25 protein-coding genes are annotated in these 26197 nt (G+C 33.5%); 20 read left to right on the top strand and 5 right to left on the bottom strand.

Translation table 11 applies throughout. From position 1 onward, the window contains the following. Positions 1–7: 7 nt before the first annotated feature. From pglZ to A361_RS26930, 3 genes are read left to right on the top strand one after another with little or no spacing between them, the layout of a single operon-like run. Positions 8–1906, top strand: a complete 1899-nt coding sequence (pglZ, locus tag A361_RS26940; protein ID WP_019382826.1) for a BREX-3 system phosphatase PglZ — start codon at positions 8–10, stop codon at positions 1904–1906. A gap of 15 nt (positions 1907–1921) precedes the next feature. Then, positions 1922–2647, top strand: a complete 726-nt coding sequence (locus A361_RS26935; RefSeq protein WP_019382825.1) for a hypothetical protein — start codon at positions 1922–1924, stop codon at positions 2645–2647. Positions 2648–2676: 29 nt separating this feature from the next. Further along, positions 2677–5862, top strand: a complete 3186-nt coding sequence (locus A361_RS26930) for a DEAD/DEAH box helicase (protein ID WP_019382824.1) — start codon at positions 2677–2679, stop codon at positions 5860–5862. 500 nt (positions 5863–6362) lie between these two features. Here the strand turns inward: A361_RS26930 and A361_RS26925 are convergent, their stop codons facing one another. Then, a complete protein-coding gene (locus A361_RS26925) occupies positions 6363–7940 on the bottom strand; it encodes a hypothetical protein (RefSeq protein ID WP_019382823.1) in 1578 nt (525 codons plus the stop codon). Positions 7941–8360: 420 nt separating this feature from the next. Between A361_RS26925 and A361_RS30110 the strand changes: the two genes are divergently transcribed. Beyond that, positions 8361–8510, top strand: coding sequence for a hypothetical protein (locus A361_RS30110; protein ID WP_019382822.1), 150 nt, complete (start codon positions 8361–8363; stop codon positions 8508–8510). Between the two features lie 223 nt (positions 8511–8733). On the opposite strand, the gene A361_RS26920 is transcribed toward A361_RS30110, so the two are convergent. Beyond that, positions 8734–9318 (bottom strand): hypothetical protein, encoded by a 585-nt coding sequence (locus A361_RS26920; RefSeq protein ID WP_019382821.1) that lies wholly within the window; start codon positions 9316–9318, stop codon positions 8734–8736. Positions 9319–9890: 572 nt separating this feature from the next. Between A361_RS26920 and A361_RS26915 the strand changes: the two genes are divergently transcribed. Further along, positions 9891–10214: a hypothetical protein gene (locus tag A361_RS26915; protein WP_019382820.1), complete on the top strand. Its 324-nt coding sequence runs from the start codon at positions 9891–9893 to the stop codon at positions 10212–10214. Between the two features lie 439 nt (positions 10215–10653). Here A361_RS26915 and A361_RS26910 read toward each other — a convergent pair whose 3' ends face one another. Both A361_RS26910 and A361_RS26905 read right to left on the bottom strand, forming a co-directional pair. Then, positions 10654–12270: a YfjI family protein gene (locus tag A361_RS26910; protein WP_019382819.1), complete on the bottom strand. Its 1617-nt coding sequence runs from the start codon at positions 12268–12270 to the stop codon at positions 10654–10656. 335 nt (positions 12271–12605) lie between these two features. Continuing rightward, entirely contained in the window at positions 12606–12971 is a 366-nt protein-coding gene (locus A361_RS26905; protein ID WP_019382818.1) for a helix-turn-helix domain-containing protein, read from the bottom strand. Positions 12972–13112: 141 nt separating this feature from the next. On the opposite strand from A361_RS26905, the gene A361_RS26900 reads away from it, so the two are divergent. The 11 genes from A361_RS26900 to A361_RS26850 all read left to right on the top strand — a co-directional run bounded on the left by A361_RS26900 (position 13113) and on the right by A361_RS26850 (position 21196). Continuing rightward, positions 13113–13409: a hypothetical protein gene (locus tag A361_RS26900; protein WP_019382817.1), complete on the top strand. Its 297-nt coding sequence runs from the start codon at positions 13113–13115 to the stop codon at positions 13407–13409. Between the two features lie 14 nt (positions 13410–13423). Beyond that, positions 13424–13711, top strand: coding sequence for a hypothetical protein (locus A361_RS26895; RefSeq protein WP_019382816.1), 288 nt, complete (start codon positions 13424–13426; stop codon positions 13709–13711). A 48-nt stretch (positions 13712–13759) separates the two neighbouring features. Further along, positions 13760–14086, top strand: coding sequence for a hypothetical protein (locus A361_RS26890; RefSeq protein ID WP_236887957.1), 327 nt, complete (start codon positions 13760–13762; stop codon positions 14084–14086). A gap of 21 nt (positions 14087–14107) precedes the next feature. After that, positions 14108–15877: a hypothetical protein gene (locus A361_RS26885; protein WP_019382814.1), complete on the top strand. Its 1770-nt coding sequence runs from the start codon at positions 14108–14110 to the stop codon at positions 15875–15877. A 9-nt stretch (positions 15878–15886) separates the two neighbouring features. Further along, a complete protein-coding gene (locus A361_RS26880; RefSeq protein WP_019382813.1) occupies positions 15887–16147 on the top strand; it encodes a hypothetical protein in 261 nt (86 codons plus the stop codon). 284 nt (positions 16148–16431) lie between these two features. After that, positions 16432–16626 carry a hypothetical protein gene (locus A361_RS26875; protein ID WP_019382812.1) on the top strand — a complete coding sequence of 65 codons (195 nt, stop codon included), beginning with the start codon at positions 16432–16434 and terminating at the stop codon, positions 16624–16626. 175 nt (positions 16627–16801) lie between these two features. Then, positions 16802–17656: a recombinase family protein gene (locus A361_RS26870; RefSeq protein WP_016201526.1), complete on the top strand. Its 855-nt coding sequence runs from the start codon at positions 16802–16804 to the stop codon at positions 17654–17656. 420 nt (positions 17657–18076) lie between these two features. Then, entirely contained in the window at positions 18077–18457 is a 381-nt protein-coding gene (locus tag A361_RS26865; protein ID WP_019382810.1) for a hypothetical protein, read from the top strand. A 164-nt stretch (positions 18458–18621) separates the two neighbouring features. Then, positions 18622–18861, top strand: coding sequence for a hypothetical protein (locus tag A361_RS26860; protein WP_026041794.1), 240 nt, complete (start codon positions 18622–18624; stop codon positions 18859–18861). A gap of 609 nt (positions 18862–19470) precedes the next feature. Beyond that, a complete protein-coding gene (locus A361_RS26855) occupies positions 19471–20046 on the top strand; it encodes a hypothetical protein (RefSeq protein ID WP_019382808.1) in 576 nt (191 codons plus the stop codon). A 154-nt stretch (positions 20047–20200) separates the two neighbouring features. After that, entirely contained in the window at positions 20201–21196 is a 996-nt protein-coding gene (locus tag A361_RS26850; RefSeq protein ID WP_019382807.1) for a hypothetical protein, read from the top strand. A 236-nt stretch (positions 21197–21432) separates the two neighbouring features. Here A361_RS26850 and A361_RS30105 read toward each other — a convergent pair whose 3' ends face one another. After that, complete coding sequence (locus tag A361_RS30105) at positions 21433–21579, bottom strand: hypothetical protein (RefSeq protein WP_019382806.1); 147 nt, start codon at positions 21577–21579, stop codon at positions 21433–21435. A 584-nt stretch (positions 21580–22163) separates the two neighbouring features. Between A361_RS30105 and A361_RS26845 the strand changes: the two genes are divergently transcribed. The 4 genes from A361_RS26845 to A361_RS26830 are packed head-to-tail and all read left to right on the top strand — an operon-like array spanning position 22164 to position 26146. Next, complete coding sequence (locus A361_RS26845) at positions 22164–22676, top strand: hypothetical protein (RefSeq protein ID WP_019382805.1); 513 nt, start codon at positions 22164–22166, stop codon at positions 22674–22676. A 20-nt stretch (positions 22677–22696) separates the two neighbouring features. Then, the gene (locus A361_RS26840) at positions 22697–23377 is read left to right on the top strand and encodes a class I SAM-dependent methyltransferase (protein ID WP_026041793.1); all 681 of its coding nucleotides are present in this window, start codon (positions 22697–22699) and stop codon (positions 23375–23377) included. A gap of 32 nt (positions 23378–23409) precedes the next feature. Then, entirely contained in the window at positions 23410–25023 is a 1614-nt protein-coding gene (locus A361_RS26835; protein WP_019382803.1) for an ATP-dependent nuclease, read from the top strand. Further along, on the top strand, positions 25007–26146 hold the full coding sequence (locus tag A361_RS26830; RefSeq protein WP_019382802.1) for a UvrD-helicase domain-containing protein: 1140 nt from the start codon (positions 25007–25009) through the stop codon (positions 26144–26146). Before A361_RS26835 ends, A361_RS26830 begins: the two co-directional genes overlap by 17 nt. Positions 26147–26197: the final 51 nt, after the last annotated feature.

Genomic DNA, 26197 nt, shown 5'->3' with positions numbered 1-26197 from the left:
GATTTGATTGAATTGGGTTGAAAAATTAGCAACTTTTTTCCAAAGTAAAGGCAGTTTGTATATTGTTTCAGATGAGTATGGCTTATTCAAGCGGGAGACAGTGCTACAGGAATTTGCTGAGAAGGGAATAACTGTCCATACTTATCAAGACTCAATCGTTTTTCGTTATCTATACGAGACATCTTTCCGACACGAAGACCGTAAGAGCCGTTCTACTTGGATTTTAACGATTGCAGAAAACCAATTCAATCAGTTGCCTTATGACATATTGAATAACGCAATTCGACTTATACTATCGTGGGAATCCATCTTCCCTTCTCTTGATCCTACTGTTGTTCAATACTGCCCAAATGAAGTACTTTCATTATTATTTGATGCGTCCAGTAATCAATTGAAACAATTAAACTACAACGAATCAATTGATTTTATATTAACAAAGGTGTACCAGCTAGACACCAGCGTTTTTAGTAATGAAAATGATCTTATAAAAGCAGCTATTCATTATTATTCTAAAAATAGCGAAGCCATTCCTTCGCTATTTTTTCAACGACTACAACAAAACATAAAAAAATCACATTCATGGTTTTCAACAGAAATACTTACTGTTTTCCAATCAAGGGATCATTTAACCCATTTATTAAATAAAGAGTGGCAAAAATATATTCATGACTTTTTGAAACGTTCTCATGACCACATTTTTGAGTCGAAAACCAATTATGATTTTTCTTATTTCGATGACCCAATAGTCCGTCAAACACTCACAAATTATATTACGCCTATTCCAATATCTAATAAGGCGAAATTTGAAAATTGGATGATGGCAGGTTTAGTAATGGAGAGTAAACCTTCTATTGATGTGAAAGGTTTATTCGGTCAAGACTATACAAGATTTTCACGTCTAGAATGGGGTAATTTAGCTAGTCAAATCGGAGAAACTCAGTACAACTATCTAAGCAATGGCACATTACCAGATACATGGAACATGCAAATACAAACATTAAATGAACACTTTGAAAAATGGATGATGGAAGAATACGCAAGTCTTCGCACATTACCTGTTGTTCCAAAGCCAAAAATGGTCCATCAAATTCCTCATTTTCTAGCAAGGAAAATAAATAGCAAAATTGCTTTAATTGTAATGGATGGAATGAACTTTACTCAATGGTATATGATTAAACAGCATTTAGCTAGTGATGGATGGTCATTTGAGGAAGATGCTGTGTTTTCATGGGTGCCTAGTGTAACTGCCGTATCGAGGCAAGCTATTTTTTCAGGTTTAGAACCTAGACAATTTGCTGATACCATCCATTCAACTAGGAAAGAAAAAACGTATTGGCTGCAATTCTGGGAGCAAGAAGGTTTTACAAAACAAAATGTTGCTTATGAAAATTCTCTTGGGTTAGAAGTGTATAACCATTCTTCACTTTCTTACATGCAATTTCCTTCAATTCGTGTATATGGTGCTGTTATAGATATTATTGATCAATTTATGCATGGTGCTGTACAAGGTAATCAAACGATGTTTTCTGAACTATCAACATGGCTATCTACAAACTATATAAATCAGTTTCTAGCGGATTTAGTAGACCAAGATTATGATGTATACATTACCTCTGATCATGGCAATGTAGAATGCCTTGGAATAGGAAGAATTCATGAAGGAGTCCTAGTTAACTCAAAAGGCGAACGTACTCGAATTTATCAATCTAAGAATATTCGAAACCAAACACATCTTACGTATGCAGAATCAACAATTTCATGGAATCATTCAGGATTGCCAAAAGACTATAATGTATTATTAGCTAGAGGCAATTATGCTTTTGTACCAAAAAGTGATAAAATTGTTACTCACGGTGGTATTCATTTTGAGGAAGTGATTGTACCATTTGTAAAAGTGAAGCGCTAGAAAGTAGGGGCGAGTATGAAAGCAGTAGGTTTTGATCAAAAAATTCAGCTGGCTCATCTTGATTTAACAGCAAATTTATTACGGCAATATTCTTCAAAAGAAATGTACAATTTACTAAATATAGAATTGATGAATTCTATTAAAGGTGATAAATCACGTAAGAATGCTATTACCATGTTAATGAAGACATGGTATCTAGTAGACCCTATTATTATGGACATTCGTGATACATTACTTAAAGAATATCCATATTTATCGTCAAAAGAAAAATTAATAACCAATTATTGTCTAACATGCATTGCCTATCCATTTTTTAGAGAACAAATGTATTACATTGGAAAACTGCTGAAAATGTCGGATGAAATACAGAGCAGATCTATTGTAAACGAGATGAAAAATCGATATGGAGATCGACGTCGTGTAGAAGTTGCTGTTGGTGCAGTTTTCTCTTCTGTTAAAGATTGGCTACTTCTAACCATGCCAAAGCCCGGATTATATCAATCGAAAAAAATAGAAATTGAAATACAGAATCCTTTACTTAAAGCTTTAATGATTGAAGTATTAATGATGCACTATGAAGCAAATACTGTATCTACAGATATTGTAAATAATAGTGCAATCTTCTATCCATTCGATTACCATATACGTATAGGGGATTTAGACAAGGAACGCTATTCAATTATAAAAAATATTCGAGATACAATTATAGAAAGAAACCTTAAAATCCCTTACTCTCTTTGAGTGAGGGTTTTTTTTTGGAGGAAATTTACATGAACATTGGAGACATTATTAGTGGACCATTCTTCCCAGAGGCAATTGAAGTAAAAAAACTTGAAGCATTTGGAGATGAGTATTATTTACTTGAAGGAATCGGGCGTCAATCTAATAGCTATTACGAACAGTTACTTACAACAACTGATTTAAATCAAGTGACAATATTAAGTACCTCTACAGCGTCAAACTTAACATTCACAGGCCAAGATGTACAACAACGCCTTCTACACCTAGCACTTGAAATAGAAGATAAGTATTCAAAAACACGTGCATTAGGAAATCAACAAGTCATACCTCTACCTCACCAAATTGAAGCTGTATATAGCAGGATGCTACAAACGTCCAACATTCGTTACTTATTAGCAGATGATCCCGGTGCTGGTAAAACCATTATGTCTGGGATGCTAATTAAAGAATTAAAAGCACGTGAAAGTATCCAACGTATATTAATTCTAGTTCCGCCGTTAGTATTACGCCAATGGCAGGAAGAGATGTCGGAAAAATTTCAAGAAACATTTAAAATTATTAATCGTGCTGTATTGAATGAATATGGTAGTTTAAATCCGTTTATCGAAAATGATTGCTTTCTTGCTTCAATCCATTGGTCTACTCGTGAGGATATTAGAGCGTTGATATTAGAAGCACAGTTTGATTTGGTCATTGTTGATGAGGCTCATAAGATGGCGGCTTATTCTTATGGGAAAATCAAAAGGAAAACAATGAAAACAAAGCTCTATAATCTTGGTGAAAAACTATTGGCAAGAACAAATCATTGCTTACTCCTAACTGCAACACCACACAAAGGAGATGCTGAGAATTTCCGTTTATTAATGAAACTAATTGAGCCGGATCTATTTCATCATGTTTCTGCTAGTGAATCTTTACGGGATAAAAGTAATCCATTTATCATTCGTCGCTTAAAAGAATCCATGGTGAATTTTGATGGAACTCCGATTTTTCCTAAAAGAACAACGAAGACGATTCAATATGAATTAACAGAACCTGATCTAGATTTATATGAATCTGTAACAGCTTATGTACAGACTCATTTTAATCGTGCAATTAATGCTGGCAATAACAGTACTGCTTTTGCCATGATGCTACTCCAACGCCGACTTAGTTCTTCCATTGAAGCTATCCATAAGTCACTTGCTCGTCGTTATAAGAAATTATTAGCGATACTGGAGACAAACGAAAATGAACGGAAAAAGTTTGCACAAAAACTCGAAAAACTGTATGAAAACAATCTTGAGGAAGAAGTAACAGAATCGCAGGACACTTTGGAGAGAAAATTAGAACTTGCTTTTGATACGATTGATTTAGACGCGTTACAAGAAGAAATTTCAGAGTTGAAAAAATTACTATCGAAAACAACTTCTCTTAAAAAATATGGAATTGAAAAGAAATATTTGGAACTAGAGGAAATGCTATTTGGGGTAGAAGGGCTTATTTATACAGGAGAGAAGATCTTAATCTTTACTGAATCTGTTGATACACTTAAATACTTGGAGGAAAAGCTTTCGACAAGGGTTGAGCAAATAGCAAAAATTATCGGAAGTTATTCGATGGACGAACGAAGAAAACAAGTCGATTTATTCCGTCAAAAAGCTCAAATCATGCTAGCAACAGATGCGGGTGGAGAATCTATTAACCTACAGTTCTGTAATCAGATGATTAACTATGATATCCCGTGGAATCCTAATCGTTTAGAGCAACGAATGGGACGGATTCATCGTATTGGACAAAAAAATGAAGTATTTGTATTTAATCTTGTAGCAGCCAATACGCGTGAAGGTTACGTTATGACTCGTTTACTTGCTAAGTTAGAAACAATGAAAGAGGATTTAGGGAATGATTTAGTCTATAACTTTATGGGAGAATTACTTGATGGTGATATCAATCTAGCGGAGTTAATGAAAGAAGCTATTTTAACCCGTGAAAAATTAGATGAAGTAATCTCAAAAATGGATAAAGGACTAAGTGAAGAACATAAAGAGTTATTACAAACAATGAACAAAATGCAATTTGATACGGATGCTGTAGATATTAATGCAATGAAAAGCTCACAAATCGATATTAAAATTAACCGAGTGCCAAATCGAATGTATGTAGAGCTTATGGATTATGCATTTGCAGAATCGAATGTAAAAGTGTTCAGTAGTCAAGAAAATCGAGTTAAACGAATTGAGCGATTTCCAAAACTTCTTCGAGATCAATTTACCAAAGAAACTAGTTTAACTGATTCGTATCGTTATACAGGATTTATTGAAGAAAGTAGTGAAGACATTCAATATGTAACAAAATCGTATCCTTTATATTCTCTAGCAAAAAAAATAATTCATAAAACAAATGATCAATTTGCATTCAAACGTTATTTATTTATGTATAACGTCCCAGAGCATTTAGAAGTTGATTTGTATCGTCTAGTGTATAAAGATGGTATTGGAAAGGAATTGAAGAATGAACTGCTGTTTATCGCAAAACGTAAGGATGGGTCAGTTATAAAATTAAACTTATATTGGTTAGCACTTGAGAATTTCTCGGATACTGTAACGGAATTACCATTCTTAGAACAACACATTTTGCAGAAACAAATTTTACAAATGGCAATCGAGGAAAAGAACCTACTAGAGAAAAAACGAACTAGTCAGTTGAATCGAATGTATGATTACTTGGTGGAGACATTTCAACAGCAATATAATGAGGTATATGATCGTCTTTTACAATATCAATCTGATAATCTAGACAATAAAAATTCAGCACTTATCAATCAAATGAACGCGCAGCTAATAGATATTGAAGAACAGAAGAAAAAGCGGATAGATACTTTAAATAGGCAGCGAACAATTATTCTGCAGCCGCCTAAAAAAATAGCTCAGTTTGAATTAATTCCTAATGGCTCATCCTATCGTGTTATAGCATCTGACTACTACAATTTAGTCGCAGCTCATGAGAAAGCAAATGGTCGTAAGCTAATAACTATGTACGATAACTTAGGGTTAGTTGATTTTTATAGTGAACGCTTCAATGGTGAAGAAAGGTTTATTATCTTAACGGATAAGCCGGACTTTTTGATTAGCGAATCCCATATAGAGGACTTAAATAATATTATCGACAAGACATATGTTTATGTAATACACGGAGATAATTTTGAGGAAATAAATTTGACTAATAGTTTTTAAGGCGTAGCACAAAGACACAGTAGAAAAATTCATTTTTCCGTCTTCTTGATCTTTTAGTTAAGTCATTAAATAAGACCATTGTTAATGGAGTAAAAATAAAACAAATATTTCTATGGTAGAGTGCGAAAATAGATATTATCGCACTCTTATTTTATTCCGTTACATAAATTGTCTGTTATGCAATAAAACCTTTTAACGAAATGCACAAGGTAAAGAGAGTACACTAGAATGGAGAACTTATTAAAATGAAATGCGCATAGGACATATGTTAGGGGAAAATCCAGAATAATTGCTAACAGCGGGATGTACATAAGGTAAAGAGAGTACACCAAAATGGAGAACTTTTTACGAAGAAATGCACGAAAAAGAGTACTTTATGGATAAAAACCGATTCAACTTCTAGCAGCCAGCGAGTTTTATAAGGCAAGAGAGTACGAGAGTACACCAAAATGGAGAACTTTTTAGGAGGAAGTATATACAAAAGCCAGTTATTCATAAGACTAGAATAACTGGCTTTTATCGATTTGCTTCTTATTAGCATTGTAAAGAAGGAGTTTACCGTTGGATATTTCATCTATAGCAGCGAATACTATATTGTCTATATCCATTCCGTTATTATCAACTATTTCTCTCGTTATCTTATTGGTGTTTACTTTCTTTGTTTTCCTAATGACATCATTAAATAGTTCATCTTTTCTTTCATACAATGCCAAGATCTTTGCATTATACTTAAACCAGCCATTTGCTGTAGGAATTGTATAATAAGCCAACCTCTCCATGTCTTTTACGTTTCCTTCTCTAATAAATACAGGAATAAAGTATTGTTCGTATTTATCTTCTGTATCCTGATAGTATCTAAACAAAAAATCCGGAATGAAGTTTAGACTGTTTGTCGATATGCCAAGAGTTGGATAAAAGTGTTTAGGGACAACCATAAACTTTAAATTTTTCCAATTTGGTTTCAACCCTGCCTTAATTAAAGTGATAAATGTATTTTTGTAAACTTCATAGTTATATGATTTTATGTTATTGATCAGTTCTAGATATACTGCTTCAAAAACTGTGTAAAATCTTTTCATACCGCTAACATAAACCCCAATTTTCCAGTCATTGTAGTCGTTCATATGAGCAATTTCATGTTTTAAGTTGGCAATACGAATGTCTTTGTTGCTATGGATGTTCTTGGTTATTACCACGTCACTATCATCTATTAAAGCGAAGATGACTTTGTGGTTATGCTCTCTATCGTTCTTAGCCAACTCTTCATATCGATACAATTTTCCTTCGATAGATTTAACATCATGCTTTTCGATTATAGTATTGGTATGATCACGTTTAGTTTTTATTTTTTCATTTCCACTATCCACTTCTATATAGATAAAAGTGTCCTTCACTTTAAAAATCCAGTCCGGCTTTAATCCCGATTTATCAATAAGGTGTCCTTTTCCGAAATGTTCTTTTATATGTTCAAAGTCTTGTGGGACGAACGATTGGACTACGCCGGTGTTTTTGAATTTTTCAATATCATCCGAGCTGTATTTTGATTTAAAAGGGGGGATAAAGTCACTGCCGAAGTTTTGGTTTTTGAATATAATGGCAGTCTGCTCTAATTCATCCTCGTTGTCTCCTTCTCGGAATGGGATGATGTATTTTCCTCCATCAGCAATATAGAAAGGGTCAATATCGCTAACATTCCTTAAAACTTCAATGACGGATTGTTTAATAGCAAGGGTGTGATCTAAATTGCTTTTTGCTTGGTATTTCAACTTTTCGTCCTCGTTCAAGTAACCGAGTTTTTTAAGGATGCTTTGGCCAGCAACAGTTAATTCAATGATTGCTAACTCATAGCCGTTCTCCATTTTAACTTTTCTTTTGTTAATAATATTAGCATCGTTCCAGCGACTCATTTTTCTTCGGAAAGCTGCATCACTAATATTTGTGAAGAACGAATAAAACTCGTAAAGTTGTGGCTGTGATAGGATACTCTGTTCATTTAAGAAAAGCAGCGTGTATACATCTCTCCTTTCTAATTGAATACGGTGTCTTTGTGATTTTGTTAAATAGTAATAGATTTTCATTTCTCTAGACTCCTATTTATTTTTGCAATACAAAGGCACATTCTCCATGAAGAAAATGCGCCATCAGATTATCTATTGATTTTTTTCTATTAAGTTAGCAGAAGCCGCTTATACTGCTCCCCTGATAGTTCTAAAATAAAAACCCCAACCTCATACTTAAACGTAACAGGAGATATAATCGTTTAAGTATTATGATGGGGTTTTCCCTTAAAGGTAGATGGCTTTAAAGCTACTTGGAAACTAAATGAATTATGGCCATTATCGTATATAAAATACGCATATGTTTAGGTTAAAGTAGTGTTAAGCTTATATTCTTCTTTACTTATAACGTCTTTCTTAGAAGTTTTATTCTTTAACATACTTATATCTTGCTTATCTGCTACACCAGCCCAATATATCTTTACATAGGTGAATATCGATATGAACAGTTTTAATTTTAGTGACGATGAAACGATCATCAAAGCAATCAAAGAAATTGAAAAAGGGTTAACAGAAAAGGAAGTTCAGAAAAAATTCAATTTGTCAGAAGATGATTTAGAACTGATAGAATTTGTTATGAACGATTTCTAAATACATCCATAGCCAACCATTTTGCTTATCTTCATTGCTCAGAGAAAGAGTGTCGGTAAAAGACCTTTAATTATCTGAATACGGGTAGTTATTTTCTTATATAGTCGGCATTAAAAGGTATTGTCTGTACAGAGCGAGAACCGTTGAAAAGACTAGCTTTGAAGTAAATCTAAGTATACACGTTGAACGGACACCCTCAACGCGTATACTCTAACGTGCATAGTTACGACTGATTTGCATAATCCTCTTGCTCTTGCCAATCCTTATGGTGCATTTCTAAAAACACTTCGAGTGCTTTGTTAACCACGAATTTCTTTTCTAGTCCACTGGAATTAATAAAGCTGTCTAATTGCGACATAACAGCATCTAAGACTGGAACATTCAATTGCTTGGTAGTGTTGTCCTTATTTTTGAAACGAGCGTTCTCCAAATGTAGTTTGCCAAACATTTTATATTTAGTATCTTCATCATCTGGATCCTCGCTATGAGAATTTCGATTTATATAATCATCTGCAATAATTTTAAGTGCATTAATTTGCTCTTCAGAGAATGAAGTGATGTTCTGGTTAGTTTCATTTATCTGGTCTTTTTCACTGATGTCCCAAAAATTTTGATCTAACATGCTCTCATCAATGTTGGTGAAGTCCCACTTTTTCGATGATTTATCGGCTCCAGCAATCCTTAAACGTCTATAAACAGTAGAGCCTGAAGTGTAATTTTTCATTGCTCCGATCTCAAGATCCGTTTTTCCAGCTTTTATGAGTGAAATGATGTCTCTCAAGGATGCATTATCAATGTCTATTTCCACTTTGTTTTCCCCTCCTTTCACTTAAAGGTAAAAACATTTTAGCTTGGAATTAAGCCTATTCGAAGAGCAGGAATAAAAAATATTGGCTTAAATTCAAATGTAGGTTGAACTATTATTGAGTTTTATTTAAATCAAATAGAAAATAATCGTTTCTAATTCACTTTATTAAGACTCAGTTTAATTTCATTTAAGTTATAGCTAACTTTAATTAGAGTTGATGTTTAACAAGTGTTTCAGGTAGTTAATAAATTCTATCGGAATGATAATTTACTTAAAAGTAAAATTTTCAAAGGACTTACGGATCTATCAATATGGAATTATTTGTTGAATTCCCTTCCTATTCATCAATAAGGGAGAGAGTATTTTAGTTTCGCACTGCCACAGAAAATCAGTTATACATTCAAACTTTCTTTAGACTTTGGAAAGTCTAAAGCAGTTAAGACATCGATTGGATTGATATTCAAAAATCCCCTTTCTAAAAGTTGCAATGTCACCAATTCTATGCGATATACTAGAAATAGTGATTTCATCTGAGGATATTTTCTTCTAAAACAAAATTGGGAGGATTTTTAATGGGTGTAAAAACAAAGGGTTTCGACGATTTCAACAAACGGTTAAAGCAAATGGGTAATAAAGCAAAAGAATTGGAAAAAGGAACAACAGTAAGCTTTACAGACTTATTTAACGACCGGTTCATGCAGATACACACTAAATTTAATAATATTGATGAATTCTTTGATAAGAGTCCTTTTGAGATTCAGACTGAAGAAGACTTTGATAAAATTAATGAAAGTGAGCTTGATGAGTACGTACGAAACCATAGTAGATTTTCTGGATGGGAAGATATGAAAGGGAAAGCTGGTCAAGAGTGGGTTGCAAAGCGATTAGGATTTTAAATACTTTTTGAAGGGGGCAGCTGAAAAGCGCTCCTTTTTAGATATTTAGAAAAGTTATACTTAGGAGCCTCAAATGACAACGCTCTATTACTCTATTGGTGAAACGAGTAGCTGAAGTCCATTTCTTACCCCGTAATCCCATGGTTTGACGAAGGGATAGGTACCGCATTTGGCAGAATAAATAAGCGTTCTTGTAATCACATAATTGCATGATTATTATCAACATAGCAGCCATGTTGATAAGTAGCTGGATGTATCGTTACTTTTCTGCAGTATCGTTAAAGAATTTGAATTTCATTGTTGATCCTCCTAGTTACGGTTAAGGAATAAATTTTCTGTTATGTAAATTAGGGGAATGAGGGAACTTTAGGATTCTCTCATTCCCTTGTTTTTGAGTAGGGATATCAATAGTTTACAGTATTTTAGGGAGGTTAGGACCTTAATTGCTATCATTTTTCAATAGAGCAGGATTTACTAGGATCATTCCCTTGTTTCCGTATTTACCGCCCTTTACTTGTTTAATATAAGAGTGATATTCAAGCAGGTCATAAGCACGTGAAAACCGATCTTTGCCTTGAATCCTCTTTTTCGTTTTCTGATGAATTGTCTGTTTATCGACTACTAGTTTTTTCTCATTTAAGATTTTATCACGTAAATAAATTGCATCATTGAATGTATCATTGCGTTTCATCACCCCAAATACCTTTTGTGCATGAGTAATGAAGTAATCTTTTAGCAAAAAGGCCTTTTTGCAAATGTCCAGACTGACTTCGGATGTTATTTCCTCCAGATTAGAAGAATCAGCTGAATGAGCAACATGCAATAACCCAGCTACCCGTAAAATCTGGCCAACCAATTTACTTCCCCAAAACCTTAGATGACCTTCGAAAATGCCATTGTCTCTGAACTCTTTTTCAATATCCATAATGAGATCTTTTAAAATGTTTATAGAGTCTTCACTTAACCGTAAGCAAATTGTTTCGTTCGGCGTAAACATCAGCAGCTTTCTAATCAATTCTTGATATGCCCTAGAAATTTCGACTGCTGTTGAAGGAGGAAAAGGCTCACGGAAGCCCTGATTATCGTTTGGCATAGAAAATAGAAACCTTGCAGGTATTCCTCTTTCATGGACGTAGGATGGGAAATTTTGAACTACTGTTGGCTGCGCTACGATGCAGATGGTCAATAACGGCTCAGTTAAAATTTCCCCCGGTCGTGAAACTCGGCCTACTTGGAGGTGATCTCCACTATATCCTTTAAGATAAACATCATGCTTTCCTTTTTCAGCTGGATCATTAAATTTAATAAATAAGTCACCTTCGGGGGACATAATAGAAATTTTTTCGTTATTCTTCTTTAATTCTATAACCAAATTTTCGGAAGTTTCATTATCGACCGTTAGTTTAGGCGCTGAAAGCTCTGGATGTTTTTGCAGTTCGTCGCTGATGGCTTCAATTTCTTGTAGTAATTCAGGATTATTCGTTTTTGCATAATCGGTTTGAAGTTTATCAATCCTTTTTTCGAGAGCCTGCCTCTTTAATTTCCTTTTTTCGATTTTTGGTTCCATCTCTTCATAAAGTTCTTGGGCATATTTATATAAAACTTTCGTCATAGCATTATAAACAGCTGATTTCCTTAATCCCGAAGGTAAAAGTGTTGCTGTATACGTATTTAATGGTTCCTTCCAACCTGTTTTTGGTTCAATTGCGAATTTCTTACTTAATGCAGTCGATAACACTCCAATGCAAACCATCGCCGCTAAATCGATTGGAGTTTGAGTATCGATAGCCACTGCTTTCACCATATTTTGAATGGTGGCTGGAAAAATTTCGATTGGAAATGGAATTGTATCATACTCATCAAAAGTTACAGGCATTGACCACTCTTCTTCTTCGGATAAAGATGGTTTACTTACACGGTCTGTCTCCAATGCCTTTACGACATCATTAAAGAGTTCAGTATTTCCTTCTGATTTCTTTCTGTTTTCTTGCATAGCCAACTTCTCATCGACTGTTAAATATTCTTTTTGGCTTTTTACTACGTTTTCTTTTGTCATTAGTTAAACCGTACCTTTCTGATAGTAATATATTGTTTGCCGAAGCTGTAATACGATACCACCAGTCTTTTTTCGTTCGAACCCCTTTTATAAAAAAAATATAGTTTTTTTCACTAAAAGGGTCCTAAGTACCCTAATTGCACTTGAAAGTAAGTCTATCAAGGAGAGAAGTTAGGGGGAGTAACATTTACGAAAGTACCCTAAATACCTTAAATGCTGGGTAACAATGGGAGTGATGCGGATAGAATAGAACAATGCTGCAAAAGAAAAAGACCTGAATCATGGATGGAACAAACCCATGATTTAGGTCTTTTTTAAGATTAGAGCAATAAATATTAATCTCTATTGTAAGAGTGAACTAAGGTGTATAAAGCCTTTTTTTGATCATCAGTTAATGAGGCAATCCAATTTATTAAGTCACTTTCTAAGTCTTGCATAGGCTCACCAGCATTGTAATGAATCCAAAAATCCTTTGCTTTGTCTTGTGAAAGAAATTCTAATTTCCAAAAAAAATTACTTAAAGAAATACCTAGTTGTTCACAGATGGTAGCAATCATTGATAAAGAAAGTTCTTGAGTGCCATTTTCTATTCTAGATAATGATGACTGGGATAGCTTGATTTGTTTAGCGAAATCACTCATAGTTATCTCTTTTTCCAGTCTCAATTTTTTTATTAATTTTCCAACCGCTATATTAATCATAAGTTCTTCCTCGAATAAATTTATTTTCCTTAATCGTATATTTTTTTGGTTTTACATTCAAGAAGTACCATAGTATAATTGCGTTTGATGAAATAAATATTCGTTTAACGCAAATATACATGTTTAAGGAGTTGTTCCACGTTGATTGACGGCTTTCAAAAGGTAGTTAATAGGCTAATTGAAGAAAGACTTGAACAGATTATTACAAGTGAAGAGTATGTTATGTATTCAGAATTGCTGCATAAGGATCTGGATGAGAAACTTGCCCAATTTGGAAAGTTTGACGACGAGGCAAAAAGAATTGAATTCATAGACGACATTAAAGGAAACATCTTTGATCAAGTACACATCCAAACAAAATTAGCATATAGGACAGCTTTTAATGATGCCCTTGTATTTGCGATAAATACCTTGATCAATCCACAGAAAATGTTTTAGTGGGAGGGGAACGTGTGGAATATTCGAAGCAATTAGGATTTATTCAAGTCGAGCTACATAGAATTACCAAAATAAATGAAGATCCCCGTACAGATATATCTGAAAAGCTTCTAACAGATTTAATAACTCTTCTGGCAAAGTATGAAATTGTGACTGACCATTTTATTTTTGATTTTTCCAGCAGTGAGAAATGTGAGCAGCGAGATATTTTGCACTTAGCTTTGATAAAAGCAGGAATGCGAATCGAAAAGGAAATCAACTGTTACAAGAAGATGTGTAATAGAAAATTAAGTGTCTTTTAAATCAACCAGAAAAAGCGAGTATAAAGTAAATATTCTTTAATAATGAAAATGAAATACAACATGAAGGGGACAAGCTATATGCAAATATATTCAGGGAAATTAGTAATTGATCTGGCAACAATTGTTGAAAGCGATGAAGAAAAAGTCATGAAAAATAATGCACATGAAGCATTATCTTCAGAATTGATGCAGGAATTGAGAGTAATACTGGGAGCTGCTGGGTATTTGGCTGGAAGTGTAGGAGCAACTTTAGAGAAGGTAGACAACGTTAGTTTGAGCGACCACTCAATAATTAAGTCATTTGTAGAACAATCTAAGAAAGATGTTTACCAAGTTTATAATAAAGCTAACAGATCTACTTTTAGAATTGAGTAACATGGTGCAATAATATAGGGCTTGCAGCTTTTTATAATTCTGGGCTGTGCAGGCAATTCTAAAAAACAACTAAAAGGTTATCTTATTAATGTTGGGATAGCCTTTTTTTTGTCGATATTAAAACATCGCAATAAAGGAGAAGCGAGTTCTCTTTTAATTGTAACTGAAAAAAGGGTGTGGTTTTGTCTGGGTACTTATGTTCGTCTGTCTATTCTTCCTCATCAGATTTCACAACAAGATTGGATAAGTGTTTATAAAGAAACCGTGAAATTACTGAAAGCTTATGATTTTGCAGATTTAGGAGAAAAAAAGTTATTTGATATTCAGATCCCTGTATATGTTAAATCCGAAGAACATGAAGAGCCTTCTAGATTTTGGAGAACATGTGGGAACTTAGGCAGTAAGAAATTTGCAGAAACTTTCAGGCTTTACTCTGATATTAAAATGTATAGGGAGGCTGTGCCAGTTTCTAATAATGAAACTGATATTTTAAAGGGATACGAAAGCTCAGTTGTTGTTTTTAATGCTAAGACTCAAGGATATCCATACCATCTTTACATATTAGCCATAGCTATGCTAATTGAGAGCCGTTTCCCCAAGTTTGCTAGTGTAAGTGGAGATATAGATCATCTGCAGTGTGTAAAAGCAAAACAATGGGCAGACACTCATCTCTCAACCCCAATAAAGTTACCGTTACGCGTTGATCCACGGCAGTTGCTTAACCGATTTTCTCCTAAAAATGAAAGCGAAAAAATAGAATTGATTGAAAAATGGACTATTGCAGATCAGGAAAAAATCTTAGAGCTAGTTTATACGTACTCTGATAAAGAAACCTTCCACAAGTGGATTAAGGAAAAATTAGTTAAGCACTCTTCTCCAACACAAATTGGAGCTGTTAAGCTCTTGGTCTATTATTTGAATCTAGTTAGGGACATTAATAGTTTGGTTTCTATGGCTTGCAAGGAGGAAGGTGGACCCAAGTATAAACCCGAAGAAATGCTAAGGGCAATTACTCTTACTTGGGTAAGTATCCCTCCACAAAACTATGATTTTTTGGAAGCATTTCGCAAAATTGAAGGTCATCCAGCTATTGTTGAAAGAACATTTGGAATGATGGTAATGGATATCAAATTTCCGGGCCGGGAAATTAAAACCTATATACCTTTAAATGAGGTTGTGGAGAACTTCACCAATTGTTATCCAGAATGGGATAATAAAGCGAATCTTTTATTGCAACAAGGTAATAGTAGGATAGAAGAAGAACTTCAGGAATTTTATAGAAGTATTGCTCCTATGTTGGCCCTAAATAATGAGAAGGAAAGCGAAGGTAGTTTTTTGGATAATGAAGATGCTTTTCTTTATTTTAATAATCATGCAGTTTTGCTTTCCGAAGAGCAGGACTTTCATTTAAAAACAATAGCATATAGCATTGAAAAATTTTTAACCAAAAATCCTGAAATTAAAGAACGGTTGTATGGGTATGAAATTGGATCGATGAAGCTAATACTGGGAAAGATGCTTACTGAAAAGTTTCGGATGTTTCTTACAGAAGATGCTTGGCTATGGATTGAAGGAATTCGGGAAGAAGAGTTTATTATGACGTTACTTGCAAAGCTAATACTCGATGACTCTTATAATTTTAAAATGAAAGCTAATAACTATAGGCTGTTAAGAGGCATGTTTGAAAACAAGCTAATCACTGAAAAAATAACAGAGTATAGAAAAGATCCCAAAGTAATAACCCACATTCAAGAAATGATTGATAAGGAAAAGAACACTAATAGAGATTGAGGTGTCTGAATGAAGCTTCTTATGTGCCTTAATTGTAATGATGTATTTAGTCTGGACATGTATGAAAAGGGCTGCAGCTGCGGGAGAAGTAAGGGTAAATATATAAATCAGCAGCTTGCTGAATATACTGGTGAATTTGCATTGCCCCTTGGCTTTACTAATTCATCTTTGATACAGGCAATTAAGCATCAACCGAATGAAGGAATGGGTAAGGAATTCACCGCTTTTGTCATCCCTAAGAACTGTGAGACTTTTTTTAAGAGGTTCTAAGCGCTATTTTTTTACTTTAGAAGTGTTAAATAGATGAATAAAGATAAATTGAGCATAGATCTAGCTATGATAAAATTTTCATCATAGCAATTGGGTTGGCTAAGAAGGATTTCAATGAAAGTAATCAATAGAAGTTTATTTTATCAGATGATGATATAGATTTGATAGAATTCATTATTAATGAATTCTATTTGCAAATAAGCAAAGAATTATCAACCGCATCGTTAAACAGACCCTAAAAATAAATGATATGTTATTACGGAGTAGGTTGTAGGTGAATTTCAATGTCAGTTTCTTTATATGATAGCCTGATAGAAGAGATAATCAAGAAAGGCGAAGTAAAAGTACCATTAACAGATTGTGATGCTCAATTTTATCTTGAAGATGTTTTAAGGGAGAAAGGAATACGATTTAAGAAAATTGTTCCTCTTAGAAATAGAGGAAGAGCGATTAAAACCCTAATTTTTATAATTCAATAAAACTATAAATTAGCTATTGCAAAATGCTAATTTAGGTGTTACTATTTCTACAACTTAATAAACGAACAAGGGAAAACCCCAACAAATAAATTTACGATATTTATTAATTCGTAAGTTTATTCGTTGGGGTTTTTTGTCGTATTTAAGCAAAAATATAGAAAAGAGAGTGATTTATATGTCAAATAGGGACAGTTTAGAGCAAGGAAACAATGAAAAATTATATCAGTACTTTTTAGAAGAAGAAAGAAAGTATAAAGCTGCGAGGATAGCATTAGGATTAAAAAGAGCAAGAGAACAAGGGCGGGTTATTATTAGCAGAGTACCTTTTGGTTACCGTTCCTCATATGGAAAACTACAAATCGATGTACAAGAAGCTAAAGTTGTAGAAAAAGTATTTCAATATTTAGCTGAGGAGAAATCTTATAAGAGTGTTTCTAACATGCTTAATAGTCATGGATATTCTTATAAGAATAGGCCTTGGACTCCAAGTAATATCAGATTAATAGCAAAATCTCCTATTTATATTGGAGAACTATATTTTAACAAGACAACAACTCGGTATTTAGATGACGGCAAATCTCAAATCATTAAAAATCCTCAAAGTGAATGGAAAAAAATAAGTGTACCATCAATTGTGACACCAGAACTTTTCAGCAGAGTTCAAAGGATTTTATCAATGAAGACAGATAAAAAGATTAAACTGGAGGAAAATAATATGACTAGCAATAAGAAAATTGTATTTTACCATAGAACAAATGTTGGAAGTAAAGAAGATTATCAACCAATTGGTCAAATACTAAAGAGTAAACTTGGTAATATTGATAAATTTTATATTGACGATTCATGCTCAGGTATATCTGATCCTTTTAAAAGAGGTTCGTTTCAGAAAATGAAAAAAGACATTGAAGCTGGAATGATTGGAAAGATGGTAATAAAGGATTATAACCGTATTAGCAGAAATAATGAGGATTTAGCTAAAGTATTAGACTTTCTTCGTACAAACGGTGTTGAAGTAGTCATCTGCAATTAATAAAAATATTTGAGAGGTGTTATAAGCTTGAGAAAACACACGAATGACATTGTATCGAAAAAAGGATTAGGCTATGTAAGAGTAAATGATAAAAGGATGCTACAACAATTTGAAGAAAAATTGTTAAACGAGTTGAACTGCTTCTTAGAAGAATACAGGCGAATTAGAATAGCTACGGAAATTCTTCAGAATGGATACCAATAATGAATTAAAAACCGTCTTCAATTTAGACGGTTTTTTAGGTTCATTAGGAATACCCCTATTTTTACCAATATATTGGTGGATAACTTATTTTACTTGTGTGAATGATTCCACAAGAAAAATTGTAAAATTATTTGGATATTTCTGTTAAAATAAAAGGAATATTTATAATAAGTTAGGTTGAAAATCAATTTCATATATTAAGGGGGAACCATCGTAATGAAAATTACAAAGGGGATTATAATTGGAATTATTTTCGGTTTAATTTTATCGTTCTGTATTTCATTTATATTTATGGTAGTTGCACAAGGATTAGCAGGTGGCTTTACATCTTTATTTGGAGAGAGATGGTTATACTACGCAACGTTTATTCCCTTTGTATTAACCTTTTCAATATTAGGATCTTATTTTGCAAAACGAGAAAATGTATCAAACAAAAAACTTTGGTTATTGAGTCTAATATCGGCATTGTTTATAACCCTCTATAGTGGAACTATTGGGGCTTTATTTGGTGAGTATCTTGTCAGGGGAGGAAGCCTTAGAACTTATACAGCGGGTGGTTTTACTGGCGTTAATGTAGAGGGTGTCTTAGTTTGGTGAACCATTTATGCTTTTATTATGTTGCCTTTGACTGTACCATTGGCACGTTTGAGCATCCAAGTATTCTTTCAATTGCTTAGTAAATATAAAATACCGTGTTGAGCAGCAAAAAGTTATCTCTTCGGGTACTGTTATTAATTTGAAAAGGAGAAATTCCATTGGTGATGGTTGAAAAGTTTAACCTTAATGAAGAAACGTTAAATTTTATACTTGATTTTGAAAAGAAAGTTGAAAAGGGTAGAGTTTTTACAAATAAGGAATTGGTAAAGCTGTTTGAATCGTCCTCTTTCTACAACGAGGTGGTGCAGTCTTATTATAAGACGGCAATACAAAAATCTATCTGGTGGGCTGTTAAAAGGAGTAATAACTGGCTCATGGAGAGAGGGAAATATACGAAAATGTAATAGAGTTTAACTATGGGAAGATAGCTTCCAAAAAAAATCGTAGTGAAGCTACAGTCGAGAGATATGAAATGAATCTGTCGCCTTTCTTTACCTCTTACATAAAGAATTAATTGTATGTTTTCATAAACTAATTAATCCAGAAATATCTAGAGAAATAGACTCACTGCATTAAATAACTATTTAATGTAGTGAAATAGTTTTCAATAAGACCCGTCTTCCATAAACGAGCTAGATTGTGAAGTAACTCATGTATTACGTAGTAGACGAAAACTACGCAGCAAGGAATTTCAAACTAGTATAGATTAACCAACGGAGAATAGATACAAGTATTTTTACTCTTTTTATGAACTAATTTGTTATTTTCTGGTATTGTTTATATAAAGATACATGGTATTGTGAAGGTTTTCACTTAAACAGGCATTTTAGTTCCATAAGAAGGAACAAGATTGTTCTATGTAGAATCAAAAAAAAGGATATTTGATTTTGGGGCAAGTAGGGAGTTTAAAATCTATAATGACTAGTTTCATTGGATATTTTTGCCTCCATTTTCGAGTTGTGGATTAAAAGTCGGTTGTTAAGCCGATGAGATAGATAAAAGGAGTTGTTAGAATGGCGATTTTTCAAGAATCCTTTTTCATACCTGATGAAATAATGAAGAAGGTTACTACGGGAGATTATAAGATATTTGGTGGCGAGGTTCGTAATAACAAAGGGCAAATTGTAAAACTTCTTAGACCTGTCAGCAAGTTGGAGGCTACTTTATACTATGGCTGGAAATATAGGAAACCCCTTTTTATGGTGGGTAAGTTAGGTATGGCGGGTGTAAAAAGTTATATTAAATCAAAGAAAAAACAAGAGCCTGATGTTGTCGTGAAATTTAGAGAAGCTCTAATGGTCTACTTAAACGCTGTGCGCAAGGGTGCTCTTACAATGGAGATAATTTCAGATATGATGGAATGTTTGGGTGAACTGAAAATGTATCCTAAATTTGAAGTTATACTTTCAATTGAGGAGTTGGATGTGCTTTTGAATCGAATGTATGAGTATACAAAAAAACTTGCAGTAGATAATGCGATTGAACTAACCAGTCTAGAGAAAGAAACACCTTTGCAATCTGATAGTCCAATTATAGATCTGCAGCGTTATCTTGAAATACAAAAGCACATTTTTGAACTTGCTTCTTAGCTTAAAGCAAGAGTGAGTAAGCCACCACCTTATGGAACAATTATAACTATAGTTAATTTACTAAATGAATTGTGATATTTGAATATATCGTGTTATTAAAAAAAGCTCAATCGGGTTGAACAAGATTGATAATAGTATCTAAGGAGGAAGGCAATTGGGTAAAAGGAAAAAGCCACCTACTAAAATAGGTCCAGATAAAGGGCTAGCTGAGCAGGAGATATATAATTTAAATAAAGAATTTTATAATGATTATGCAAGAGATTACTTCGGGACTAAACTAGTTCTTTTATCTTCAATTTTGTCCAACCCTGATAAATTTATTGATGTGCTTCATGATGGTGAAGATGTTAAGGTTGGTGTTTTGAGCTATAAACTTGATGAAGATGATTTGACAAAAAATGAGCTTGAGAAGTTTGCACGACTGGAACTAGCTACAACGTATTACCATTGTCTCGAAACGTTTCTAAGATTATTTTTAGCCCATGTATCTATCCCTGCATGTCCATGGTTAGAAATATCAAGGGATACTGATTTTAGAAAGTTCAAAAAAACAGTATCAGAATTACTTGAAGATAATTTTAAATATGATGATACACAGTTCACTGTTGTGGAAAACCTTTTATATGTGTTTTATGGTAATTACCAAGAAGAAACTTTTAGCCAACAGGGTATTAGTATGGAAGAAGCAAAAGACATATTGATGAAATGGATCAAATGGGCAGCCAAAGATTTTATATCTGTATATGATTATAATGCTTTTAAGCATGGATTAACCGTATCTACAGATACTCAAGGATTAACCATTGGTCGTGTAGATGAAACCTTTAAATTAGAAGAACGTGGGGATGCATTAAAATTTATTGCTAAAAAACAGAAAACAGAAAGATGGGTTTGGGAAAAAAAATATGTGTTTACTCCACTAGATTTTAGAGCAGTTGCAATTAATATATATAGTGGTTTAATAAATAATTTGCTTAAAGTTGGAAGGGTCACTTATTTAAAAGAAGAAAAACTTGACAAAATGCTTTTCCTTGGAGGAAAGGATGCAGTACCAGAAAACTTCCATCAAATGGTTAAAACAGAAAACGAACTAGGCATTTCTCTTCAAGGTTATTCAATGGAATTACTGTACTATAGACTTGATAAATAAAGAACTATCTTTTATAACATGACTTTGCTGCACAGTACAAATATACTATTCAATAGACTAATGTGATCTTCAACAATCGACGCGTTTGTGGAAAATCAAAAGCCTAATCCTTCGCAAAAAATATAGAGGGAATAGGCCTTTTTTTTCTTTCGAAATCCTTTGTTATTTTATTTGCAAATTTATGTTTTCTCTACGTTATCTGAACTACTTAATGAACTATCCATCTGTTTTTTTACTTATTGTGTATTTTGTTTTATAACGACGTAACCTTCTTCATAAATTAGTTGCAAAAATAAATCGATAATTTCTTGCGCTTGAATCAGATCTATCCCTTTTTCAATGGATATTTCTTTAGCTAATCTATCGCGAGTATTTCGTATCATTACGTAACCCCCCATTGTTTAAGATAAAAGCTGGAAGCTCAATATTTTACCCAGATTTTTGTAAGTAATTATTATTTTACTCCATTACTAATAATATGGAACACCTTGGCTGATTGACCTCTTACCTCCTAACATTGCTTTGTATGAAAAAAAGAATGGCTAACAAGAAAACTTGTCCTTGTGAATGTGGCAAAAGGTTAGGGTCCTGCAATTTTCACATTAGATTAAACAAATTAAGGATGGTGGCACCAAGATCATTTTATAAAAAACATTTATTAGAACTTATTTAGTAACCCTATTTTAACTGAGAAATATGAGAACCGTCCCCATGTATCGTTCTATCATAGAACCAATAACGGGGATCAAATGAAAATGTATCAATCACGCTCAATACCGTCTCCCTAAAGGCGGTATTTTTTTGATTATATTGATGTAGATAAAAGCAACTATCCTTAAAGCAGTAAGAAAAATATATGAAAATCATATAGACAGTTTACCGGCAGGTATATGATCATTTATATAAATCAATGTAGGAATATTTTGTGTAATATAAAAGGGAGACTAATTGAATTGGGGGTTATTTAGTGAGTTGGGAAGAAATGTACCGAAGAGAATATCCATGTAAGTGTGGAAAAAGCACTTATACTGAAATAGGAGAGATGGACGACTGGAATAGACACCGAGAATATAAGATAATGAATTGCTCCGAATGCGCAAGACAAGAAAGAATTGAGGCAGAAAAAAAGAGGGAAAAGCAAATTGAAAATGAGATGCGTCTTAGGGAGCTTGCGGCTGATATTAGGGCATCTTTTGAAAAAAATTATATGGATGAATGGATTACTATTTTCCAATCACTTAGAAGTAAAAAAGATGCTTGGCAATTAGCTTGTAGGATAGGTGTTGAAAATAAGAGCCTTTCTTCTTTTTACGAGTTCTCTAGGGGCAAGTCAATTAATGAATATGCAAGTATTCTTGTTTCAATTAGAAATATGGAAAAGATTATGGCTACGTTACGTATTCAAGATAATATTCTAAGCTCAAAGGTAAAAGAAGCAAGAGAGTTAATGGAGTCAACCTTTGTAGTGGGAATACATTGAATGAAATTTAAAGTGGAGTGATGGATGTGAACTTAGATCCCTTTTATGATGAGTTGGAAGTAGCTATGAAGGAGTCTTTGTCCCTCATGTCGGAGGGAGGAAATGTTCTTGATATTGGCTGCGGTAAAGGGTGGCTTACAAGATTCCTATATAATAATGTGAATGGAAATGTTATTGGAATAGATAGAGATAGAGCTAACATAGATGATTGTCGAAATAATGCTGATAATCTCCCTATTGAATATAAAGTTATGGATATGGATAATCTTACTTCTAATGACTTCCTAAACTCTTACTCTTTTATTACCTGCCACAATGTTTTAGGGTATATCTCAGACCCTTCAGAGCAACTGCATAAAATATACTCTTGGCTTCAACCAGAGGGGTTGTTTTCTCTTGTGGTGAGAACCCCATATGGCAGGTTTGCTGAGGTTTATGAGCGTTCGAAATCTGTAGATTTAGCACTTATACGATATAAGGAAATGAGAATGTATGGGAGTTTTGGCGATGCTTTTGAATTTTATCATTTACCTGACTTAAAGAGAATGATTGAGGTTGCTGGTTTTTCTATTATAAAAAGTCAGGGCCTATACCCGCTTGAAAAGTATTTGCCTCTAGGGAATGAGATACTAAAGAATATACTGTTAGAATCGAATAGTGACGAATATTTCTTTCAATGGATATTGTGTAAGAAAAGTTAACCATAATAATACGGATTGGGGGAAGAAGAAAGATGTTATTAAAAAAAATTAAAATTTTTAATTACAAGAAGTTCGAGGAATTCTCTTTGGAATTTGATAATAATTACTCAATTATGATTGGAAACAACGGTGCTGGAAAATCGACATTACTAGAAGCAATCCACTTAGCCTTAACAGGGACCATAAATGGGAAGCCAATCTATTATGAGTTATCTCCATACATATTTAATAGAAAAGTAGTAAACCAATTTATTGAGGCAGTAAAAGTGGATAATAAAATCAACCCTCCTGAAACAAAAATAGAATTATACTTTTCGGTGTCAGAAGATTCGGATCTTAATGAATTGATAGGTTTAGAGAATAGCGATAATACCAATTTGCCGGGGTTTGTATTCTCTATTAAATTCAATGAGCATTATCGCGAGGAATATCAAGAGTATATTAAGAACGAAAATTTAATACATATCCCAACTGAGTACTATACAGTCGAATGGAAAAGCTTTACAGGTACAACGATTACTACAAGATCAATTCCAATAAAATCTCACCTGATTGATTCAACCACGACAAATCTCGCTGCTAGTTCTCAAAAGTATATTATGAAGATTATTTCAGATGTCTTAGATGAAAAGCAAAAGGCTAATCTGGCTGTTCTATACAGAAGTTATAAGGAGAGATTTGGTGAAGATCCTAATATTGCTTCCATAAATGAAGTATTAAACCAGAAGAAAAATCTTATGTTAGACGATACTAGAAATTTATCGATATCGTTAGATGTGACTCAAAGGGCGACATGGGAATCCGCCATTGCTGCTTTCATGGACAATATTCCTTTCGATTATATAGGTAAAGGGGAACAGAACGTTATCAAGACTACCCTGTCAATTGGAAATAGGAAGCCTGCAAGAAACTTAATCCTTATAGAAGAACCGGAGAGTCATCTTTCCTTTTCAAACATGAGGATTTTATTAGATAAGATCATATCGGAATGTTCTGATCAGCAATTGATTATTACTACCCACAGTTCATATGTGTTAAATAAAATGGCAATGGAAAATGTTATATTGCTTGGTGAAAACAGAAGTGGAAAGTTAAATCAATTGCCAAAGGATACAAGAAGCTATTTTCAAAAGTTACCGAGCTATGACACTCTGAGATTTATATTGTCTAAGAAGGTTATATTAGTCGAAGGCCCAGCAGATGATTTGATTATTCAAAAAGCCTATCATCAAAAATATAATAAACTACCAATAGATGACGGGATAGATGTTATATCAGTAAATGGCCTTTCATTTAAAAGATTTTTAGATATAGCAAAATTGCTAAGTATAGAAACTATTGTGGTTACCGATAACGATCATGATTATGAAAAGAATATTGACAACAAATATAAGGAATACAAAGGTGGCACAATTAAGTTGTGTTTTAGCCAAAACAATGAGCTAAATACCTTAGAACCACAAGTGTTAAAATGTGATGCCAGTAATTATGAGAAGTTAAAAACAATACTTGGAAAACCTGATAAAACTGAGGAAGAATTGCTTGAGTATATGCTTAGTAACAAAACAGATTGGGCCTTAAAAGTATTTTCAAACAGCGAAATACAATTAAATTTTCCGGAGTATATTAATGATGCCATCCAATAAAAGAATTGTTAAAGCTGCTGCTGGTACTGGAAAGACTACGTTGTTAATTGGTGAAGCAGTAAAGAACTATCAAGAAGGCAAGGTATTATACCTCACATATACGAATGCAAATTTAAACTCTATGAAATCTGACCTTATGGAGTCAGTAGGAATAATTCCGAAGAACATAAAATGTAAGACATGGACGGACTTCTTACTTAATGAATGCGCTAAGCCATATAGAAAGGTGTTGGGTGGACCCGAAATAGGAGTGTTTAATTTTTGTTCGTTAGGTGAAATCCCTCGCTTAAAAGGTGTAAAAGCTGTTCATTGGAGATATTACTACGATTCTCAAGGAAGGCTTTATTATGAAAGGTTGGCGCAATTTTGTCATGCAATTTTAGAAGCTTCTGCTGGTGTAATCATTGATAGGCTTGAAAAAATCTATTCTACAATTCTTATCGATGAGGTACAAGATATGGGGGGATACGATTTAAAAATAATTGAGGCTATCTACCAATCTAACCTAAATCTCGTAGTTGTAGGAGACCATCGGCAGGCAACATATTCAACAAACTCAGACCGTTTCCTCAGCAGGTATAGAGGGGTTAATATCTTTAATTTCTTTACCGAAGTATTAAGACATGACACCCTTGAAAGCTTAGATGTCTGCCATCGTTGTCCTCAGATAGTTTGCGATCTGGCAAACACATTGTATAGTGACCTTAACATGCGAACAGCAAAGAGTGTTGTCCATGAAGATATAGGTACATACTTGGTCAGCATGGATAATGTATCTAAGTTTATAGAACAGTATAAACCAACATTACTTTATTACAATGTAAGTTCGCTAAATAAATTTATATCCAAATTAGACGGAGATATAAATTTTGAATCAATAACTTTTGGCAAATCGAAAGGGTTAAGTTATGAAAATGTTTTAATACTTCCTACTAAAGAGATGGAAAACCATGTTACCAAAGGGAATCACAAAATGTCCGATACAGTAATAGCACAGTTTTACGTAGCGATTACACGAAGTAAGAATAACGTTGCTATCCTTACGGAAAAATCTAGTGTCTTTGACTTTTTGAAGACATGGACAATTATCCACCCTCCGCAAGAGGTTTCAAGCAAGCAATAGGTATTGACTATTAAGGTTACAATATTAGGATTTGTTCAAAAGGAGGTTTTT

The organism is Cytobacillus oceanisediminis 2691, assembly GCF_000294775.2.
Taxonomy (GTDB): domain Bacteria; phylum Bacillota; class Bacilli; order Bacillales; family Cytobacillaceae; genus Cytobacillus; species Cytobacillus pseudoceanisediminis.
This window is presented reverse-complemented; position numbering and strand designations above follow the sequence as displayed.

Excerpts from the sequence above, each read along its gene's own strand:
- A361_RS26935 (WP_019382825.1), top strand. The coding sequence starts at position 1,922 with ATGAAAGCAGTAGGTTTTGATCAAAAAATTCAGCTGGCTCATCTTGAT.
- A361_RS26930 (WP_019382824.1), top strand. The coding sequence starts at position 2,677 with ATGAACATTGGAGACATTATTAGTGGACCATTCTTCCCAGAGGCAATT.
- A361_RS26925 (WP_019382823.1), bottom strand. The coding sequence starts at position 7,940 with ATGAAAATCTATTACTATTTAACAAAATCACAAAGACACCGTATTCAA.
- A361_RS30110 (WP_019382822.1), top strand. The coding sequence starts at position 8,361 with ATGAACAGTTTTAATTTTAGTGACGATGAAACGATCATCAAAGCAATC.
- A361_RS26915 (WP_019382820.1), top strand. The coding sequence starts at position 9,891 with ATGGGTGTAAAAACAAAGGGTTTCGACGATTTCAACAAACGGTTAAAG.
- A361_RS26910 (WP_019382819.1), bottom strand. The coding sequence starts at position 12,270 with ATGACAAAAGAAAACGTAGTAAAAAGCCAAAAAGAATATTTAACAGTC.
- A361_RS26905 (WP_019382818.1), bottom strand. The coding sequence starts at position 12,971 with ATGATTAATATAGCGGTTGGAAAATTAATAAAAAAATTGAGACTGGAA.
- A361_RS26890 (WP_236887957.1), top strand. The coding sequence starts at position 13,760 with ATGAAATACAACATGAAGGGGACAAGCTATATGCAAATATATTCAGGG.
- A361_RS26880 (WP_019382813.1), top strand. The coding sequence starts at position 15,887 with ATGAAGCTTCTTATGTGCCTTAATTGTAATGATGTATTTAGTCTGGAC.
- A361_RS26875 (WP_019382812.1), top strand. The coding sequence starts at position 16,432 with ATGTCAGTTTCTTTATATGATAGCCTGATAGAAGAGATAATCAAGAAA.
- A361_RS26870 (WP_016201526.1), top strand. The coding sequence starts at position 16,802 with ATGTCAAATAGGGACAGTTTAGAGCAAGGAAACAATGAAAAATTATAT.
- A361_RS26865 (WP_019382810.1), top strand. The coding sequence starts at position 18,077 with ATGAAAATTACAAAGGGGATTATAATTGGAATTATTTTCGGTTTAATT.
- A361_RS26860 (WP_026041794.1), top strand. The coding sequence starts at position 18,622 with ATGGTTGAAAAGTTTAACCTTAATGAAGAAACGTTAAATTTTATACTT.
- A361_RS26855 (WP_019382808.1), top strand. The coding sequence starts at position 19,471 with ATGGCGATTTTTCAAGAATCCTTTTTCATACCTGATGAAATAATGAAG.
- A361_RS30105 (WP_019382806.1), bottom strand. The coding sequence starts at position 21,579 with ATGATACGAAATACTCGCGATAGATTAGCTAAAGAAATATCCATTGAA.
- A361_RS26840 (WP_026041793.1), top strand. The coding sequence starts at position 22,697 with ATGGATGTGAACTTAGATCCCTTTTATGATGAGTTGGAAGTAGCTATG.
- A361_RS26835 (WP_019382803.1), top strand. The coding sequence starts at position 23,410 with ATGTTATTAAAAAAAATTAAAATTTTTAATTACAAGAAGTTCGAGGAA.
- A361_RS26830 (WP_019382802.1), top strand. The coding sequence starts at position 25,007 with ATGATGCCATCCAATAAAAGAATTGTTAAAGCTGCTGCTGGTACTGGA.